The sequence below is a fragment of the Caballeronia mineralivorans PML1(12) genome, assembly GCF_001028175.1.
Classification (GTDB): Bacteria; Pseudomonadota; Gammaproteobacteria; order Burkholderiales; family Burkholderiaceae; genus Caballeronia; species Caballeronia mineralivorans.
In genome coordinates, this window is record NZ_AEJF01000188.1 from 55,077 (window position 1) to 72,843 (window position 17,767).

General features: G+C 59.8%; 17 protein-coding genes and 2 pseudogenes. 9 read left to right on the plus strand and 10 right to left on the minus strand.

Translation table 11 applies throughout. The annotated features are described in order from the left end of the window. The first annotated feature begins 33 nt into the window (after positions 1-33). From htpG to EOS_RS32335, 3 genes and pseudogenes are all read left to right on the plus strand, one after another. Positions 34-1,938: a molecular chaperone HtpG gene (gene htpG / locus EOS_RS32325; RefSeq protein WP_047896270.1), complete on the plus strand. Its 1,905-nt coding sequence runs from the start codon at positions 34-36 to the stop codon at positions 1,936-1,938. Between the two features lie 673 nt (positions 1,939-2,611). After that, positions 2,612-3,157, plus strand: a pseudogene (locus tag EOS_RS32330) (chorismate--pyruvate lyase family protein); the annotation flags it as partial. Between the two features lie 133 nt (positions 3,158-3,290). After that, complete coding sequence (locus tag EOS_RS32335; RefSeq protein WP_047896271.1) at positions 3,291-3,815, plus strand: DNA-deoxyinosine glycosylase; 525 nt, start codon at positions 3,291-3,293, stop codon at positions 3,813-3,815. A 31-nt stretch (positions 3,816-3,846) separates the two neighbouring features. Here the strand turns inward: EOS_RS32335 and EOS_RS32340 are convergent, their stop codons facing one another. Then, positions 3,847-4,542: a P-loop NTPase family protein gene (locus tag EOS_RS32340; RefSeq protein ID WP_047896272.1), complete on the minus strand. Its 696-nt coding sequence runs from the start codon at positions 4,540-4,542 to the stop codon at positions 3,847-3,849. Between the two features lie 264 nt (positions 4,543-4,806). Here EOS_RS32340 and EOS_RS32345 point away from each other — a divergent pair, with 264 nt between their 5' ends. From EOS_RS32345 to EOS_RS32360, 4 genes are all read left to right on the plus strand, one after another. Next, a complete protein-coding gene (locus EOS_RS32345; protein ID WP_047896273.1) occupies positions 4,807-5,727 on the plus strand; it encodes a class I SAM-dependent methyltransferase in 921 nt (306 codons plus the stop codon). A 233-nt stretch (positions 5,728-5,960) separates the two neighbouring features. After that, on the plus strand, positions 5,961-6,215 hold the full coding sequence (locus EOS_RS32350; protein ID WP_047896274.1) for a DUF3311 domain-containing protein: 255 nt from the start codon (positions 5,961-5,963) through the stop codon (positions 6,213-6,215). Beyond that, positions 6,215-7,765 carry a monocarboxylate uptake permease MctP gene (mctP, locus tag EOS_RS32355; protein WP_047896299.1) on the plus strand — a complete coding sequence of 517 codons (1,551 nt, stop codon included), beginning with the start codon at positions 6,215-6,217 and terminating at the stop codon, positions 7,763-7,765. The genes EOS_RS32350 and mctP overlap by 1 nt, the downstream gene beginning before the upstream one ends. A 139-nt stretch (positions 7,766-7,904) precedes the next feature. After that, positions 7,905-9,014, plus strand: coding sequence for an FUSC family protein (locus EOS_RS32360; protein ID WP_047896275.1), 1,110 nt, complete (start codon positions 7,905-7,907; stop codon positions 9,012-9,014). Positions 9,015-9,069: 55 nt separating this feature from the next. On the opposite strand, the gene EOS_RS32365 is transcribed toward EOS_RS32360, so the two are convergent. The 6 genes from EOS_RS32365 to EOS_RS32390 form a co-directional block, all read right to left on the minus strand. Continuing rightward, on the minus strand, positions 9,070-9,486 hold the full coding sequence (locus tag EOS_RS32365; RefSeq protein WP_047896276.1) for a VOC family protein: 417 nt from the start codon (positions 9,484-9,486) through the stop codon (positions 9,070-9,072). Between the two features lie 160 nt (positions 9,487-9,646). After that, complete coding sequence (gene tal, locus EOS_RS32370; protein WP_047896277.1) at positions 9,647-10,600, minus strand: transaldolase; 954 nt, start codon at positions 10,598-10,600, stop codon at positions 9,647-9,649. 289 nt (positions 10,601-10,889) lie between these two features. Continuing rightward, positions 10,890-12,077 (minus strand): benzoate/H(+) symporter BenE family transporter, encoded by a 1,188-nt coding sequence (locus EOS_RS32375; protein ID WP_047896278.1) that lies wholly within the window; start codon positions 12,075-12,077, stop codon positions 10,890-10,892. 183 nt (positions 12,078-12,260) lie between these two features. Continuing rightward, positions 12,261-13,436 carry a vWA domain-containing protein gene (locus EOS_RS32380; protein ID WP_047896279.1) on the minus strand — a complete coding sequence of 392 codons (1,176 nt, stop codon included), beginning with the start codon at positions 13,434-13,436 and terminating at the stop codon, positions 12,261-12,263. A gap of 18 nt (positions 13,437-13,454) precedes the next feature. After that, on the minus strand, positions 13,455-14,066 hold the full coding sequence (locus EOS_RS32385; protein ID WP_047896280.1) for a GNAT family N-acetyltransferase: 612 nt from the start codon (positions 14,064-14,066) through the stop codon (positions 13,455-13,457). A gap of 13 nt (positions 14,067-14,079) precedes the next feature. Then, on the minus strand, positions 14,080-14,922 hold the full coding sequence (locus EOS_RS32390) for an AAA family ATPase (protein ID WP_047896281.1): 843 nt from the start codon (positions 14,920-14,922) through the stop codon (positions 14,080-14,082). A gap of 363 nt (positions 14,923-15,285) precedes the next feature. On the opposite strand from EOS_RS32390, the gene EOS_RS32395 reads away from it, so the two are divergent. Both EOS_RS32395 and EOS_RS32400 read left to right on the plus strand, forming a co-directional pair. After that, on the plus strand, positions 15,286-15,651 hold the full coding sequence (locus EOS_RS32395) for a c-type cytochrome (protein ID WP_047896282.1): 366 nt from the start codon (positions 15,286-15,288) through the stop codon (positions 15,649-15,651). Between the two features lie 88 nt (positions 15,652-15,739). Beyond that, positions 15,740-16,120, plus strand: coding sequence for a c-type cytochrome (locus EOS_RS32400; protein WP_047896283.1), 381 nt, complete (start codon positions 15,740-15,742; stop codon positions 16,118-16,120). Between the two features lie 96 nt (positions 16,121-16,216). Here EOS_RS32400 and EOS_RS32405 read toward each other — a convergent pair whose 3' ends face one another. The 3 genes and pseudogenes from EOS_RS32405 to EOS_RS32415 all read right to left on the minus strand — a co-directional run. Beyond that, positions 16,217-16,648, minus strand: a complete 432-nt coding sequence (locus EOS_RS32405; protein WP_047896284.1) for a DUF1841 family protein — start codon at positions 16,646-16,648, stop codon at positions 16,217-16,219. 87 nt (positions 16,649-16,735) lie between these two features. Beyond that, complete coding sequence (gene nth / locus EOS_RS32410) at positions 16,736-17,380, minus strand: endonuclease III (protein WP_047896285.1); 645 nt, start codon at positions 17,378-17,380, stop codon at positions 16,736-16,738. Between the two features lie 5 nt (positions 17,381-17,385). Beyond that, a pseudogene (locus tag EOS_RS32415) lies at positions 17,386-17,767 on the minus strand (electron transport complex subunit RsxB); the annotation flags it as partial.

Consider the following 17,767-nt stretch of genomic DNA (forward strand, 5'->3'; position numbering starts at 1 on the left):
CCCGTCAACAACAGACAACTAGAGGAACCGACCATGGCACAAGAAACCATGAGCTTTCAGGCAGAAGTGAAACAACTTCTGCATCTGATGATTCATTCGCTCTACAGCAATAAGGAAATTTTCCTGCGCGAGCTGATTTCGAACGCATCGGACGCGGCGGACAAGCTGCGTTTCGAAGGAATTGAAAACAGCGCGCTGTATGAGAACGATCCGGATCTGCGCATTCGCATCTCGTACGACAAGGCGTCGCGCACCGTGACCATCGACGATAACGGCATCGGCATGAGCCGCGACGAAACAATCTCGCATCTGGGCACGATCGCGCGCTCGGGCACGAAGGAATTCTTCTCGAAACTCTCCGGTGACCAGCAAAAAGACGCTGCGCTGATCGGGCAATTCGGCGTGGGCTTTTACTCGGGTTTTATCGTTGCCGACAAGATCACGGTTGAAACGCGTCGCGCCGGATTGCCGGCAAGCGAAGGCGTGCGCTGGGAAAGCGCGGGCGAGGGCGATTTCGTGGTCGAGCAGATCGAGCGCGCGCAACGGGGCACGAGCATCACGCTGCATCTGCGTGCGGAAGAAGATGAGTTCCTGTCTACCCACAAGCTGAAGTCGATCATCCAGAAGTATTCGGATCACGTCGCGCTGCCCATCCTGATGAAGAAGGAAGAGTGGGACGCAGAGAAGTCCGAGATGGTCACGAAGGACGAAGACGAAACTGTCAATCAGGCGAGTGCGTTGTGGACCCGTTCGAAGAGCGACATATCGGACGAACAATACAAGCAGTTCTATCAGCATCTTTCCCACGATCACGACGATCCGCTCGCGTGGACGCACAACCGAGTGGAAGGCCGCAGCGAATACACGCAGTTGCTGTACGTGCCGAAACACGCGCCGTTCGATATGTGGAACCGCGATCATCGCGGTGGTTTGAAGCTGTATGTGAAGCGCGTGTTTATCATGGACGACGCCGAGCAACTCGTGCCGGCGTATCTGCGCTTCGTGAAGGGCGTGGTCGACTCGGCTGATCTGCCGCTGAATGTATCGCGTGAAATCCTGCAGGAAAGCCGCGACGTGAAGGCCATTCGCGAGGGCGTGACCAAGCGCGTTTTGTCGATGCTGGAAGAAGTCGCATCGTCATCCGCCGAGGCCACGGACGACGCGGAGAAGGCCAAGTACGCCACGTTCTGGAAAGAGTTCGGACAGGTGTTCAAGGAAGGTATCGGCGAGGATTACGGCAATCGCGAGCGCATTGCGAAGCTCGTGCGTTTTGCTTCCACGCATACGGATTCGTCGGAGCAGACCGTGGCGCTCGCTGACTACGTGTCGCGCATGAAGCCCGAGCAAACGAAGATCTACTACGTCACGGCCGACACCTGGCAGGCAGCGAAGAATAGTCCGCATCTCGAAGTGTTCCGCAAGAAGGGCGTGGAAGTGCTGCTGCTGACGGATCGTGTCGATGAGTGGATGCTCTCGTTCCTTAACGAATTCGACGGCAAGCCGCTGCAAAGCGTGGCGCGCGGCGACCTGGATCTCGGCGCGCTGAACGACGAGGAAAAGCAGGCGCAAGAGAAGGTCGGCGAGGAGTTGAAGCCGCTGGTGGAAAGCATGAAGGCCGCGCTGGAAGGTAAGGCCAAGGATGTACGCCTGACGTTCCGGTTGACCGATTCGCCGACGTGCCTCGTCGCCGATGAAGGCGACATGAGCGGTTACCTGCAACGCATGTTGAAGCAGGCTGGTCAGCAAGCACCGCAGATGCAGCCGATTCTGGAAGTGAACCCCGAGCATCCGCTGGTCAAGAAGCTTCACGCCGATGACGCGAATTTCAGCGACTGGTGTCATCTGCTCTTCGATCAGGCGATGCTGGCCGAAGGCGGATCGCTGGAAGATCCGGCGAGTTTTGTGAAGCGGACCAACGCGCTGTTGCTGGCGCGTTGAGTTAGCGAGATTTGTTTTACGGTGCGCCCCATATGGGGCGCTTTTTTTTGCCTCGCCAACGACATGAAGTCCTATTTGAAGGGTCGCACATCGAGGCGTACAACAGCTGGGGACACTGTTATGGAGAAGTTTCAAACCACCCGGTATTTCTGCAACACCACAGCAGATTAAGAACTATCGCGTAGCAAAGAATGCTCTTCCTCGTCAGACTCGCGACGCACCAAGAATTTGCTGTTTTTATGCACCCTCTTGGTTTCGCGTTGCACACTTCGGTGCGGCACGTTTTCAAACGAAAACGTTTGGGCGCACCGGAAAAACTTCTGTCAGAGGCTAGGAAATGTCCGCAACTCATTTCAAAGATTCAACGATTCCCGTCCCTATGCCGGGCCTGCTCGGCATTGCCGATCACTCGATCAGCCAATACGCGGAGTTCAACGAAAGTCACACGTTCGCGGATGCTAACCCGCTGATCGGACTCGTTACCGTGGCGACGACCTTCGATGTTTGTTTGGTATTGACCGACATGTGTCTTCCCCCAGCACCTGCTGTTAGCTCGCGGCGAGGTTGCCGCGAGCGCCGGTCATTCCCCGACCGGTTTGCCCGTTTTCCCTGAGCGCACGCTGATATCTATCCGAATCGTCCTATGTGCAGGACTGGTTTTATAATCTCGCGCATGCCGAAAGACCTCTCTACGACCCAATGGCGTGCCCGTCCGCTTCCGACTTTCACCACCGACCAGAAAGACTGGCTTACGCGCGGCGGTTCGCTGACCGCGCATTTGCGCGAACTAGGCGATGTCACCGTCGATGTCACCCGCGAGGCCGTCGGCCAGCCGTGGCGCGATGAAGCGGCGGCGCTGGACATCACGGCACGCACGCCGGTGTGGATCCGCGAAGTGGTGCTGCGCGTGAACCACGTGCCGTTCGTCGCGGCGCACAGTATCGTGCCGCTTAGTGCCAGTTCGGGCGTGTGGCAGGCCATGCGCCGATTGCGGACGCGGCCCCTCGCCGAGTTGTTATATAGCGATAGCAGCGTGTGGCGCTCGCCGCTCACGAGCCGGAGAATCGATACATGTGATCCGCTTTACAGGCTGGCCGCGCGGCAGACGCCGCTTGAAAAACCGCACGCGTTTGCCGCGCGCCGTTCGGTGTTCGTGAGACTGGGCGCACCGCTGATGGTCACCGAGTGCTTCCTGCCGTCGCTGTGGTCGTTTCTCGCGCGTCGCGACTCATGCTGAAACGCTTTCCGCCCATCACCGATGAAAACACGCGGGCCGATGCAACGCTGTATCACGCGCATGCGCACAAGGTCGGGCCTGTGCAACATCGGAAGATTCGCGCAGGGAGGGGCTCATGACGCAGAAACACTGCTTTCCTCCCGTAGTCGATGCAAACACGCGTGTACTAGTGTTAGGCAGCCTGCCCGGCGAAGTGTCGTTGGCGCAATCCCAGTACTACGCGCACAAGCAAAATCGCTTTTGGCATTTGATGGGCGAAGTTATCGGACAGGACCTGGCCGGCATCGACTACGAAGCACGCTTGCAAATGCTGCTGCTTCATCGAGTTGGACTGTGGGATGTCGTCGCGCAAGCGCAACGTCAAGGGAGCCTGGATAGCAACATACGCAATCACGCCAGCAACGATCTGATCGCGCTGGCTGAGTCGCTGCCGCAGCTTGTCGCAATAGCGTTCAACGGCGCAACGGCGGCACGGCTCGGGATGCGCGCTTTGCAGGACGCAGCGGGGCTGTATCAATTCATCAGCCTTCCTTCAAGCAGCGCCGCGCATACCAAGTCCTATGCCGAGAAGCTTCACGCATGGGAAGCGTTGCGCGCCTGGCTTGTCGAGACGAACGCCCAACGCACCACCAAGGACTAGCGTCACTCGCGTACAACGCTCGCCGCGAAGCCTACAGAGCGAGCTTGCCCATTTCCCCATAAGCGCGATTCAGCCACACCTTGACACGCTGCCGCTCAAGCAGGCCCAGCCCGGTGACGGCGCGGTCGGGATGATTGACCGCTGCCCAGAAGCTCGAGCTTTGCTGATCGATCTTCTGCATCGTCGTATCGGGCAGGCGGCGCAAGGCAATCACGCTCGCTCCAAGTGCTTCGGCCCGCTCGCGTTCGCCCGACGCGTCCAGTATGTCGAAACGATCGCCGCGGATTTCATTCAGGACGAGCACCAGCTTGAGCCGTCCGCCGAACTGGTCGAGCCACTGGCGCAGCAGATCGACCGAATCGCGTCCTGCGTCCATGACGTGCCACCAGGTCAGCGTCAGGCCATGTTCTTCAGCAAGGCCGAGCACATCTGAATCGTCAAGCCATTTGGCAAGCGACTGCTGGGTCTGGGCAGCGAGATCGACCAGAATGCGCCGCTGCGGGTCTTCAACCGCGTATTCGATGATGTGATCGAGGCTGTCGTGCTCATCGAGTACGGCTGGAGCCGCAAAGTCTGCATAGAACCGCAACAGCGCGCCGTGTGATTTGTCGGTGTCAAAGCCGAGGAACGGCACGCTCCGATCGATAAAGTGCTGCGCCAATACGCGGGCGACGAGCGATTTGCCGACGCCGCCTTTTTCGCCACCAATGAAGTGGATATAGCTCATTTCTGCGGATTTCCTGTCGTGGAGCGGGTCAGGTCGAAAAGGAAAAATATCAGGTTTCGGTGACGGAACAGCGAAACAGGCTACACGGAAAAGAAATGTGTGAGTACAGTACGCCGCGTTATTGTCGAAGGTTTCGAACCGGACAAATCATCAGCGCGTGATTCGCGCGGCGGGCGATGAACCCCTCGTGCTGTCATCGTCGAGTTCCGCGAATGCTATCCTCTCGTTCGTTCAAAAATTGCGCATCTGGCGCGACATCCTTAAATGACCCAATTAATCAGACGCGCGTCGGCCGAAGCCCGCGCGTTCGGCAGCAAGCGTCAAGCCAAGCTCGACAAGCAAGACAAGAAGCAAGGCAAGCGCTTCAAGCGCGAGCGCGATGACGATCTCGACGACGCACCGCGCATCGATGTCCCCCGCAAACCGCGTTTCGCGCCGGTGACGTTCTCGGAAGAGGATGGCGTGCGTTTCCTGCATTTCGGCACGGAATGGGTGCAGGGCGCGATGCGTCTGAAGAAGCCGAACCATATCGAGCTTGAATACGCACAGCAGATGATGGCGTGGCTGTTGTTCATCGAAACGCCGAAGCGCATTGTGCAGCTCGGTCTCGGCTCGGCAGCGCTGACGAAGTTCGCGCACGCGTTCCTCAAGCGCGCGAAGGTGGAAGCGGTCGAACTGAACCCGTCCGTCGTGATAGCGGCGCGCACGATGTTCGAGCTGCCCAACGACGACGCCCGTCTCACTGTCCACGAACAGGACGCGTGGGATTTCGTCACCGATCGGTCGAATCACGGCACGATCGGTGCGCTGCAGATCGATGTCTACGATGCCACCGCGCGCGGTCCCGTGCTCGATAGCGTCGCGTTCTATCGTGCATGCCGGGCTTGCCTGACGGCACCGGCGGGCGTGGTGACGGTCAACCTGTTCGGCGATCATCCGAGCTTCGTGCGCAACATGAAGCGCCTGAACGAAGCCTTCGATGGCCGCGTGATCGCGCTGCCCGAAGTCCACGACGGCAACCGCATTGCGATCGCGTTCGCCGGCCCGGCACTCGACGTGACGTATGCGCAGCTTGAAAAGCGGGCGAAGCTGATCGAGAAGGAGTTGAAGCTGCCGGCGCGTGAATGGGTGAAGGGCTTGTCGATCAGCGCAGGCGCGGAAAACGCAACGAGCTTTTCGATCTAGCGGCTGACGAACGACGAGGGACGAACCTGCGCCGAGCCAAACCACGAAAGAAAGTGAATATTACATAGCGCTTTCTTCAGTCATTACGGTTCGGGTTCGCCCTGCTTGACCCACTTTTACGCGTCCATATACTCCACGTGTTATTTCGGGGCGCTATTAGACTGAGCTTTACCGCGAGATCCGCGCAGAGCAACAGTCTGGAAGCATATTTCAAGAGAAAAGAGGAGGCCGTCATGGCTCAAGAAGCGGTGACCGCCACGGGTCAAGTCCGCAACAAGCAGTGGCTCTGGCTGCTGGTTCTTCCCTGGATCGGCGTTGTCTGGGTGCCGTTTTACAACAAGATTGAACCGGTGCTCTGGGGCTTTCCGTTTTTCTACTGGTATCAGTTGCTCTGGGTGTTGATCAGCGCGGCAATCACGGCGGTGGTCTATATGAAGACCAAGCCCATTCACGATGTTCCCAAGCTCACACCCGGGAGCCCGCGATGATGAACTCCACCGCAACTTTCGTCTTCGTCCTGTTTTTTATCGGCGTGACGATTCTTGGCTTTGTGGCCGCTCACTGGCGCAAGGCCGATCTCGGACAGCTCGATGAATGGGGCCTCGGCGGCCGTCGCTTCGGCACGATCGTCACGTGGTTCCTGCTGGGTGGCGATCTTTATACGGCGTACACGTTCGTCGCGGTTCCCGCGCTCGTGTTCGGCGCTGGCGCTACCGGCTTCTTCGCGTTGCCGTACACCATCCTGATCTATCCGTTCGCGTTCGTCGTGTTCCCGAAGCTGTGGGCGATCTCGAAGAAATTCGGCTATGTCACCGCCGCCGACTTCGTGCACGCGCGCTACAACAGCCGCATGCTGGCGCTGGCTATCGCCGTGACGGGGATTGTCGCGACGATGCCGTACATTGCGTTGCAGCTCGTCGGTATCGAGGTGGTGATTGGTGCGCTCGGATTCGATACGACGGGCTTCGTCGGCGACCTGCCGCTGATTATCGCGTTTGCGATTCTCGCCGCGTACACGTACACGTCGGGCCTGCGCGCGCCGGCCATGATCGCGGTCGTGAAGGACGTGCTGATCTACATCACGATCATCGCCGCGATGATCATCATCCCGGCGCAACTCGGTGGTTTCGGCGCGATCTTCAGCCATGTTGACCCAGCCAAGATCCTGCTGAAGGCACCGGATGCATCGAGCCTGAACGGCTATAGCGCTTATGCAACCTTAGCGGTCGGGTCGGCGCTCGCGCTGTTCCTGTATCCGCACTCGGTAACGGCGGTGTTGTCGTCGAAGTCGGGCAACACGATCCGCCGCAACATGGCGCTCCTGCCGGCTTATTCGCTGGTGCTCGGCCTGCTCGCGCTGCTGGGTTACATGGCGCTGGCATCGGGCGTGAAGGACATGCCGGAATTCGCACCGTACTTCAAGGCGTACGGTTCGAACTTCGCAGTCCCGGCGCTGTTCCTGCACTTCTTCCCGTCGTGGTTCGTGGGTGTGGCGTTTGCGGCGATCGGTATCGGCGCGCTGGTGCCGGCGGCGATCATGTCGATTGCCGCGGCCAACCTGTACACGCGCAACGTGCATCGCGAGTTCGTGAACACGAAGATGACGCCGGAGCAGGAAACCAACGTCGCCAAACTGGTGTCGCTGCTGGTGAAGGTGGGCGCCGTCGTGTTTATTCTTGCATTGCCGCTGACGTACGCCATTCAGCTGCAACTGCTCGGCGGGATCTGGATCATCCAGACGCTGCCGGCGCTCGTGCTTGGACTTTACACGCGGGTTCTCGATCACCGTGGTTTGCTGCTGGGCTGGGCCGTGGGTATTGCTACGGGTACGTGGATGGCGGTGTCGCTGAAACTGGCTGGCTCCATCTTCACGATCCACCTGTTCGGTTATGCGATTCCCGGTTATGCCGCTGTCTGGGCGTTGATCGTGAACCTCGTGGTATCGATCGTGGTGAGCGTCTTGGTGCGCGTGATCGGCCTGAAGCGTTCGGATGACCGTACGAGTCCCGAGGATTATCTGGACGTCGCGGAAACCTGAACGACTAAGGGAAAAACGGGCGATCCAACCCCGTTGTGTCAGGAAAGCTGGTAAAACGCCCGTAACGGATGTTGCGGGCGTTTTGTTTTCCGAGTCCCGTTTTCATCAGCTTTTTGCCCGCCAGGCTAACCGGAGCCGCATGTCCTCGACCGATACGACCAAGCCCCACCGCAGCCAGGCACGGCGCTTACTGCACGTGCTGGGCTCGCCGTATTTTCGTTATCGCTACGCCAAATATCTGCATGGGGCGCGCGTGGCGCTGGCCATGCTTGCGTCGATTGCGCTGACGTCGGGTATCGATATTCCGCATGGCGAATGGTCGTCGGTGACCTTGCTGGTGGTGATCGGCGGCTTGCAGCATCACGGCAATATCCGCAAGAAAGCCGCGGAGCGCGCGCTGGGCACGCTGCTCGGCGCGTCGCTCGGGCTCGCGCTGATCCTGCTGCAGTTGGCCATCCATTCGACCATGATCACGTATGTGCTGCTGGCGGTGATAGCGGGCGTTTGTGCATATCACGCCATCGGCAAGCCGGGATATATCGCGTTGCTGACGGCCATCACGACAATCATCGTCGCGGGACACGGCGATCTGTCTATCGAAGTCGGCCTGTGGCGCACCTTGACGGTGCTGATCGGGATTGTGATCGCGCTCGGGTTTTCGTTCGTGCTGCCGCAATACGCGACCTATTCATGGCGTTATCGGCTCGCCGACAACATGCGCGACAGCGCGCGGATTTATGGCGCGATCGTCGACGGGCGGCCGATGCCCAACGACACCCTGACGAAGCAGTTGCTCACGATGAACGCAAGGCTGGTCGCGTCGCGTTCGTTGCTGGCGTCGGTGGCGAAGGAGATCAACGTGCCGGTTGCCGTGCTCGACGATATCCAGCGCCAGCACCGGTCGATTCTCACCGCCCTCGAAATGATGGCGGGAGCCATGCCGCACGACGCGCCGGGGCTTCTCGCCAGCGGCCATGCAGAGGGGCGCGCAGTACGGCATACGTTGCTGCTGATGGCACGCGCGCTGCGTTTTGGGCGTGTGGGTTTGCTGCATGCCGCGAGCGGTTCTCCCGCGGCAGCCGCTCGACTGGAGCGGACCGCTGATGTTGCCGCGGACCTCGCGCCCGAATTGCAGGGGCCGTACTGGCTCGCGCAACGGCTGGCGGAACAGGTGGACCGGCTGCGCTTGCGGCTGATCGAAATCGAGCGGCAATGGAACATCGAGGGCGCGCAGCCGTTTCATCGATAAATCGAATATGTCAGGCACTACGTGCTGCCTGCGCAGCGATCGCCGAATGCATGCGTCATGCACCCAGCTCGTCCATGACGGTCACCATCCACGGCATCCCGAACCTGTCGGAGACCATGCCGAAACCGCTCGTCCAGAAGGTCGGTTGCCAAGCCATCCGCACGTCGCCGCCAACGCTCAAGGCATCGAACATCCTCTGGCCGGATTCGATGTCGTCGGCGGCAATTGAAATGCTGAATCCGGAGAACACCTGGGGCGCGGCGTCCACGCCATCGGACGCCATGATCACGCCCGGCCCTATCCAGAACCTGGCGTACATGACCTTGTCCTGCCATTCGGGTGTGGCGTTCACGCCCTCGGGAGAGTCCTTGAAATGCATCACCGACAGCGTTTCCGCGCCGATGGCTTTTTGGTAGAACTTGAGCGCCTCTTCAGTGCGGCCGTTGAAGAACAGATAGGGTTCGAGACGCATTGGCAACTCCTGGTGTGTCGGGCAGCCACGCCGCCCGTGCCAAAAGTCTAGCCCGCGTCCGAGGCCTCCAAACGCACCCCGCAGCCTTGATCCGCATAAAAAAAGGCGTCGGCGAAATAGCGCCGACGCCTGTTTCCAGAGGTGATTTACAGTCGCGAAATTACTTCAGCGCTTCGATCAATTTCTCGAGTTTGACTGCATCGGCGGCGAACGCGCGGATGCCTTCTGCGAGTTTTTCGGTAGCCATGGCGTCGTCGTTGACGAGGAAGCGGAAGCTCGATTCATCGATTTCGATCTTGCTCACCGGATCGTTCGCCACCGCTTCCGCCGACAGCTTGCGCTCGACCGTTTCGTTGCTCTCGGCGAGCTTTTTCAGCAGGTCCGGGCTGATGGTGAGCAGGTCGCAGCCGGCCAGTTCCGTGATCTGGTTCACCGTGCGAAAGCTCGCGCCCATGACTTCGGTCTTGTAGCCGAACTTCTTGTAGTACGCGTAGATCTTGCGCACCGATTGCACGCCCGGATCGTTCGCGCCGCCCATTTTGACTTCGTCCCAGTCCGCACCTGCCGACTTCTTGTACCAGTCGTAGATCCGGCCGACGAACGGCGAGATCAGTTGCGCGCCAGCGTCTGCGGCGGCTGCAGCTTGCGCGGTCGAGAACAGCAGCGTCATGTTGCAGTGGATGCCTTCCTTCTGCAGCGTTTCCATCGCGCGGATGCCTTCCCACGTGGACGCCAGCTTGACCAGGATGCGCTTGCGGTCGATGCCCGAGTCTTCGTACAGCTTGATGATGTCGCGGCCCTTGGCGATGGAACCTTTGATGTCGAACGACAGGCGGGCATCGACTTCCGTCGATACGCGGCCCGGGACGATCTTCAGGATTTCCTTGCCGAACGCGATCAACAACTGGTCGATGATCTGGCTCATCGGCTTGCTCGCGTGCTCCTTGACGGTCTTCTCGAGCAGCGGCTTGTACGCGTCGTTCTGGACAGCCTTGAGGATCAGCGACGGGTTCGTGGTCGCGTCCTGCGGCTTGAACTCGCCGAGTTGCTGGAAGTTGCCGGTGTCGGCGACAACGGTGGTGTATTGCTTGAGCTGGTCGAGAGCGGTGGTCATATCTGGTCTTCGGCGCGTTGTGCCGTTGTCAAAGATGCGGAATGCCCGCGGGTGAAAGGGTTTTGCGAGTCCGCGGGTGCGGATGCTGCGCCAAAGCGTCTGGCGAGCGGCTCGCCCAAGGTTGCCATTCTATTCCTGCTGCGCCATTTGGCGCAGAGTAGGGCGCCGTTCGCGGTCGTGCTTGCTGCGTTCGGGCAGATGGCGCCGCAATCCCGATGCCAGCGCCCGGCTTCGACTCACGCCCCATTACACGTTCGTCGCGTGAACATTTCGCGTCGATACGATAAATCTACGCCCGGCGCGCGTTGAGCACAATCTGTGTGACGATGCCCGCCACCAGGCCCCAGAACGCCGAGCCGATCGACAGCAGCGTCAGCCCCGACGCGGTGACCATGAACGTGACGAGGGCGGCTTCGCGTTGCCGCAGGTCGCTCATGGCGTTGGTGAGGCCGCTCATGATCGAGCCGAACAAGGCCAGCGCGGCGATCGACACCACCAGCGCTTTCGGCATCGAGGCGAACAAGGCGGCGATGGTCGCACCGAATACGCCGGCGAGGAGATAAAAAATCCCGCACCAGACGGCGGCCATGTAGCGCCGGGAGCGATCTTCGTGGGCTTCGGGGCTGGTGCAGATGGCGGCGGTAATGGCGGCCAGATTGACCCCGTGGGAGCCAAACGGCGCGAGCAGAAGCGAGGCGAGGCCGGTTGTGGCGATCAGCGGCGCGGACGGGGTGGTGTAGCCGTCCGCCCGCAGCACGGCGATGCCGGGAACGTTTTGGGAGGCCATGGCGACCACGAACAACGGTACGCCGATACTGATGGCCGCCGCGAGCGAGAAGTGCGGCATTGTGAAAACGGGACGGGCGAGCGCGACGCGGAACTGGCTGAAATCGAGTAACCCGAGCGCCCCGGCCGCCACGATACCGATGACAAGCGTCATAAGAATGGCGTAGCGGGGCGCGAGGCGTTTCACGACCAGGTAGGTGAAGAACATCGCCAGGACGAGGGCGGTCTGGAACTGTGCGGCCCTGAATATTTCGATGCCGATCTCGAACAGGATCCCGGCCAGCAGCGCGGCGGCGATACCGGCGGGAATTTTCCGCATGAGCGTATCGAACCAGCCGGTGAGTCCCACGGCGCTCAGCAGCACCGCGCAGACGATGAAAGCGCCGATCGCATCGGAATAGGCCACATTCGGCAGCGAGCTCACAAGCAGGGCGGCGCCGGGTGTCGACCAGGCGGCGACGATGGGCGCGCGAAACTTCAGCGAGAGGCCGATCGTGCAGACGGCCATGCCCATGGAGAGTGCCCAGATCCAGGAGGAAATCTGGGCATCGGAGAGATGAGCGGCGCGCCCGGCCTGGAAAATGATGACGAGCGAACTGGTATAGCCGGTCATCATGGCGACGAAACCCGCAACGAGGGCGGAGAGCGACGAGTCAGCGAGGGGACGGAAGGTCGTGGCGGGCGGATTCATACAGAACCTTGGAGGGCGATCGCAGATCGTACGTGCCACAACCCCTGAAGGGCAGTGACAGTCTGAAAAGAAATTGCCGAGCCACTCGAAAGAGGGCTGAATTGTTTGCGGCTCAGCGGGATGCAGGCGTTTAAAAGCGTTAAAACCAAACCGTGAGACGCGAGCGCGAGTGACAACAGCCGGTTATTTAGAAAGCGTCCGCATTGCACTCTCCAGTCCCGCGAGCGTAAGCCCGAACATCCGGCCGCCGAGTATTTGCCGGATAATCGATACCGATTGCCGATATTCCCACAGCCTTTCCGGCTCCGGATTGAGCCAGGCAAAATGGGGATACTGATCGGCGAGCCGCCGTAACCAGACTGCGCCGGCCTCGGCATTGTTGTACTCGACAGAGCCACCGGGTTGCACAACCTCGTACGGGCTCATGGTTGCATCGCCGACAAAAATCAGCTTGGTATCTGGCGAAAACTTGTGCAGCACATCAAAAGTGGCGGTGCGCTCACCATGCCGCCTCCGGTTATTCTTCCAGAGATAGTCATAGACGCAGTTATGGAAGTAATAAAACTCGAGATGCTTGAACTCTGACTTAGCCGCGGAAAAGAGTTCTTCAACGCGCTTGATGTGATCGTCCATTGAACCGCCTACATCGAGCAGCATCAGGACCTTCACATTATTATGGCGCTCCGGCACCATCTTGAGATCGAGCCAGCCGGCATTGGCGGCGGTGCTGCGAATGGTGTCGGGCAGATCGAGTTCATCGGCAGCGCCTTCGCGTGCGAAACGACGCAAGCGCCGTAATGCCACTTTGATATTACGCGTCCCGATCTCAACCTGATCGTCGTAATCCTTATACGCGCGTTCATCCCAAACCTTAACGGCCGTTCGATTCCCCGCGGAATCTCCGCCAATGCGAATCCCTTCCGGGTTATACCCGCCATTTCCGAACGGCGACGTTCCGCCTGAACCAATCCACTTGCTGCCGCCTTCGTGCCGTTCATTCTGCTCGTCGAGAAGTTGCTTCAGGCGTTCCATCAATTTATCGATACCGCCAAGCGCTTCGATCTGGCGTTTTTCTTCCGGCGTGAAGTCCCGCTCCAGGCGCTTCTTGAGCCATTCGAGCGGAACATCGAACGCATCTTCATCCAGCGCCGCGATTCCGTGAAAATATGCACCGAACGCCTGATCGAATTTATCGAAGTATTTCTCGTCCTTGATCAGCGTCATGCGCGCGAGAAAATAGAATTCGTCGATAGAAGGCCCGATTACCTTTGCCTTGAGCGCTTCGAGCAGCGTCAGGTATTCCTTTACCGAAACCGGTAACTTGGCACCGCGCAGGGAATAGAAAAAGTCGATCAGCATGCCGGGCTCCTTGCCCAATCAATCGAGCCGGGATTCGGGCCGAAACTCGAGTTTCGCGAGCAGATTCGCCCGCACGGCCGGCCATTCGGACTCGATAATCGAAAACACCACCGTATCGCGGTAAATACCGTCGCGCCCGATCTGGTGATTACGCAAAATCCCGTCCTCCTTCGCTCCCAGCCGCGCGATAGCCGCCCGCGATTGACGGTTCATGAAGTGGGTCCGGAACTCGACGGCGATGGTCTTGAGCGTATCGAACGCATGCGAGAGCAAGAGCAGCTTGGCTTCGGTGTTTATCGCCGTGCGCTGCACGCGTTTTGCGTACCACGTGCTGCCAATCTCAAGCCGCCGATGCGCCGCTTCAACATTCATATAACGCGTGCTGCCGACCACGTCGCCCGTCTTCGCGTCGATGATGGTGAACGGTTGCGCGCCGGCTGAATCGCGCATGGCGAGCGCCGTGTCCATCCATGCGGCGATTGTGTCGGGCGAGGGTACGCTCGTGTACCAGAGCTTCCACAACTCGCCGTCCGCGGCGGCGTTGGCGAGTGCGTCCTGATGTTCGCGCTTGAGCGGCACGAGCCTCACGTGCCTACCTTCCAGCGTAACCGGTTCGATCCAGCGGCTCATGCTTGCAGCCTTTTCAACGGTTGTTGCGGTTCATGAACAGCAGGCGCTCGAACAGGCTCACGTCCTGTTCGTTCTTGAGCAATGCGCCGTGCAGCGGCGGGATGACCTGCTTCTGATCGGTGGAGCGCAGCGCTTCCGGGCCAATGTCTTCGGCCAGCAGCAGCTTCAGCCAGTCGAGCAATTCAGATGTCGACGGTTTCTTCTTCAGCCCCGACACATTGCGCAACTCGAAGAAGCTTTGCATCGCGGCGGCGAGCAACTCCTGCTTGATACCCGGAAAATGCACCTCGACGATCTGCTTCATTGTCGTGGGTTCGGGGAATTTGATGTAGTGGAAGAAGCAGCGGCGCAGGAACGCGTCGGGCAGTTCTTTCTCGTTGTTCGACGTGATGATCACCAGTGGCCGGTGTTTCGCCTTCACCAGCTCGTGGGTCTCGTACACATAGAACTCCATCCGGTCGAGTTCGCGCAGCAGGTCGTTGGGAAACTCAATATCCGCTTTGTCGATTTCATCGATCAGCAGCACGCCGGGTTCATCGGCATCGAAGGCCTGCCACAGCACGCCCTTGACGATGTAATTGCGAATGTCCTTCACGCGTTCGTCGCCGAGCTGGGAATCGCGCAGGCGCGAGACCGCGTCGTACTCGTAGAGGCCCTGCTGCGCCTTGGTGGTCGACTTGATGTGCCATTGCAGGAGCGGCATGCCGAGCGCGGCGGCGACTTCCTCGGCCAGCATCGTCTTGCCGGTGCCGGGCTCGCCCTTGATGAGGAGCGGGCGCTGCAGGGTGATGGCGGCGTTGACGGCGAGCTTGAGATCGTCGGTGGCGACATATTGCGATGAACCTTCAAAACGCATGACGCGTCCCTCGGAGAAGGAAAAATTGCAGTATAAGTCAGAAGGGTTTTGCTGGCGCCGCATGCAGAACCCCAGAGCGTCGACCGATTCAGGTGAAAGCCAAATGTCCATTGGACAGATTGTCGCAGTCCCCGGGGCCTCAAGCGCCACGGCCTTGCGCGATGCGGCCCAACCCGTTGCGGTCGGTGGACGGAGGGTAGGTCGCGCGGTACAATTAGCGCGATTTTTTTGGCCCGCGTGGCTGGAAACCGGATCGGCGCTCCCAGCATCGTTTAGCGCTCGTTCGTTTGACCAGTCCCGAGAAAGTCCCGGAACGCCAGGCGTCCAAGGTGCCGGATTTCCCCTCATGCCAGGTTAGAAGCTATGAATAAATTCGTCGGCAAATGTGCCGTGATCGCAGCGCTGTCGGGGCTTGCCGGCTTCGCGACACAGGCATCCGCCGATGTCGTGGGCAACGCGAAAGCAGCCCAGGGCAAGGTTGCGATGTGTATCGGGTGCCACGGCATTCCCGGTTACCGCACCGCGTATCCCGAGGTGTACCGGGTTCCGATGCTCGGCGGCCAAAGCGCCCGCTATCTCGAGAACGCGCTGCATGCCTACAAAAAGGGCGATCGCCACTTCGGGACCATGCATGGCATAGCAACCACGCTGACCGATCAGGATATCGCCGACATCGCTGCGTATTACGCCGCGCAAACCCCCTCTTCGAAGAACAATCCCGACAAGTGATCCGCTGCGCCCGAGTCTGCCCGAATCTGATCGCAAGACTCGAGGGCGCCCGTCACCCGGTAATCACTAATCGCGGATAGGAGAATTCATGAAGGCACTCGACACAGTGTTGAAGACAGCTTGCACGGCAGCCGCGCTGATCGGCGCGATCGGCGTTCTGGCCATGCAGCCGGCGCATGCAGCCGATGCAGGCAACGGCAAGGTGCTCGCCGAAGCCCACAATTGCGCAGCCTGCCATGGCCCGAACCTGAACAAGCCAGTGAGCGCGGAATATCCGAAGCTCGCAGGCCAGCATGCCGACTATCTGTATTGGGCACTGCGCCAGTATCAGATGGGCAACGGCAATCCGAACTTCGGCCGCAACAACGCCATCATGGCGGCGCAGGTGCAAAGCTTGTCGCAAAGCGATTTGAAAGACATCTCGGCGTATATCGAATCGTTGCAAGGCGATCTGGTTGTAAAGAAGTAAACATCGCCAAGATCACCGTCCGGTTGTCTGCGCATGAAAAAACACCCCGCTCTGCGGGGTGTTTTCGTTTTTGATTCAGCGTTCGGGCTTCAGCTTTTAGTCTCGCGATGCCCGCTGTTCGATCAGTGCAAGGTACGCGTTGGTGTCCGGGGGCGTGTTGTTGCGCTGTGATTCCCAAATGATCTGTCCAAGGCATTCCATGATCGCGTGCTGCGCGTCGTGCGTCGAACCCATCCGTGCGACCAGCCGCTCATGCGCGCGCCGGATGCCGGGTGGCTGATCGATGGAGAGTTGTTCGGTGATAGCCAGATGCATCGATAAATGCAGGAACGGGTTGCTCTTGCCCTGATCGGGCGAGTAATCGGCGTGGGTCACGTCAGGATCGGCGAGTTCTTGCTGATATTCCGGATGCTCGCCGATCCAGTCTGCCGCAATGCTCTCGAGCGGCGTCAGGACGCCACCTTCGCGCTGCTTGCGCCAGGTGTCGGTGAAAAATTGGCGAACTTCGTCGCGGCTGGGGTTGAACATGGTGGGTGCGTCGCTTGCAGGTGTCGTTTTCAGAGGCTCATTTTAAGCTGCATCGACGTGGCTCGCCCGCTTCGACCTTCGTACCGCTTATTCGATGGGCGCCGGTGTCTTCGGCCGGTACTCGCACAGCGGTTCGATCGCGCAATGCCAGCATTGCGGCACGCGCGCCCGGCACACGTAACGGCCGTGCAGGATCAGCCAGTGATGTGCGTCTTGTTTGAACTCATCGGGCACAAACTTCTCCAGTGCCGTTTCCACGGCGCGCACGTCTTTGCCCGGCGCTAATCCCGTTCGATTCGATACGCGAAAGATATGGGTATCGACGGCCATGGTCGGATGACCGAACGCCGTATTCAGAATCACGTTCGCCGTCTTGCGCCCGACGCCCGGCAGCGCTTCAAGCGCCTCGCGATTGTCCGGCACCTCGCCGCCGTATTGCTCGACGAGAATCCGGCACGTAGCGATCACGTTCTTCGCTTTCGTCCGATACAACCCGATGGTCTTGATGTACCCCGTCACGCCTTCTTCTCCGAGCGCCAACACCTTGGCCGGTGTATTGGCGACCGGGTACATGCGCCGCATGGCCTTGTTCACGGAGACATCGGTGGCTTGCGCCGAGAGCATCACCGAGATCAGCAACTCGAACGGCGACTCATGCTCGAGTTCGGTGGTCGGATGCGGGTTCAGGCTTTGCAGCGTCTCGAAGATTGCACGGCGTTTTTTGGGGTTCATCGTGTTCAGGCGTTGTTATCGTTACCAGGTTCATGGTCAGGGTCGACGACAGGCGTCGAACTTTTGTCTTCATCCGGGCGAGTCATGCCGAGACGGCGCCGCCGGGCTTCAGCAGCATCGATCTGTGCCTGAACTTCCGGGCTGAGCGCGTCGGTGTTTTTCGGCCCTGCACCGAGTTTGGCCAGTTCCTCTTTCTTCTTTCGCGCACGGTCCATTGCAGCCTGGATGATGGCGCGCTTTTTTGCCTGGTCGTCGTCGGCAGGAGCGCCGGTTTGCGCTGCTGGCTGGTCGCCGGATGGCTCAGCCGCCGTCGATTCAACCGATCTATCCGACGCCGCCACTCGCGCCGCCTTGCGCGCTTCGGCTGCGTCGCGTTCGCGTGCGAGC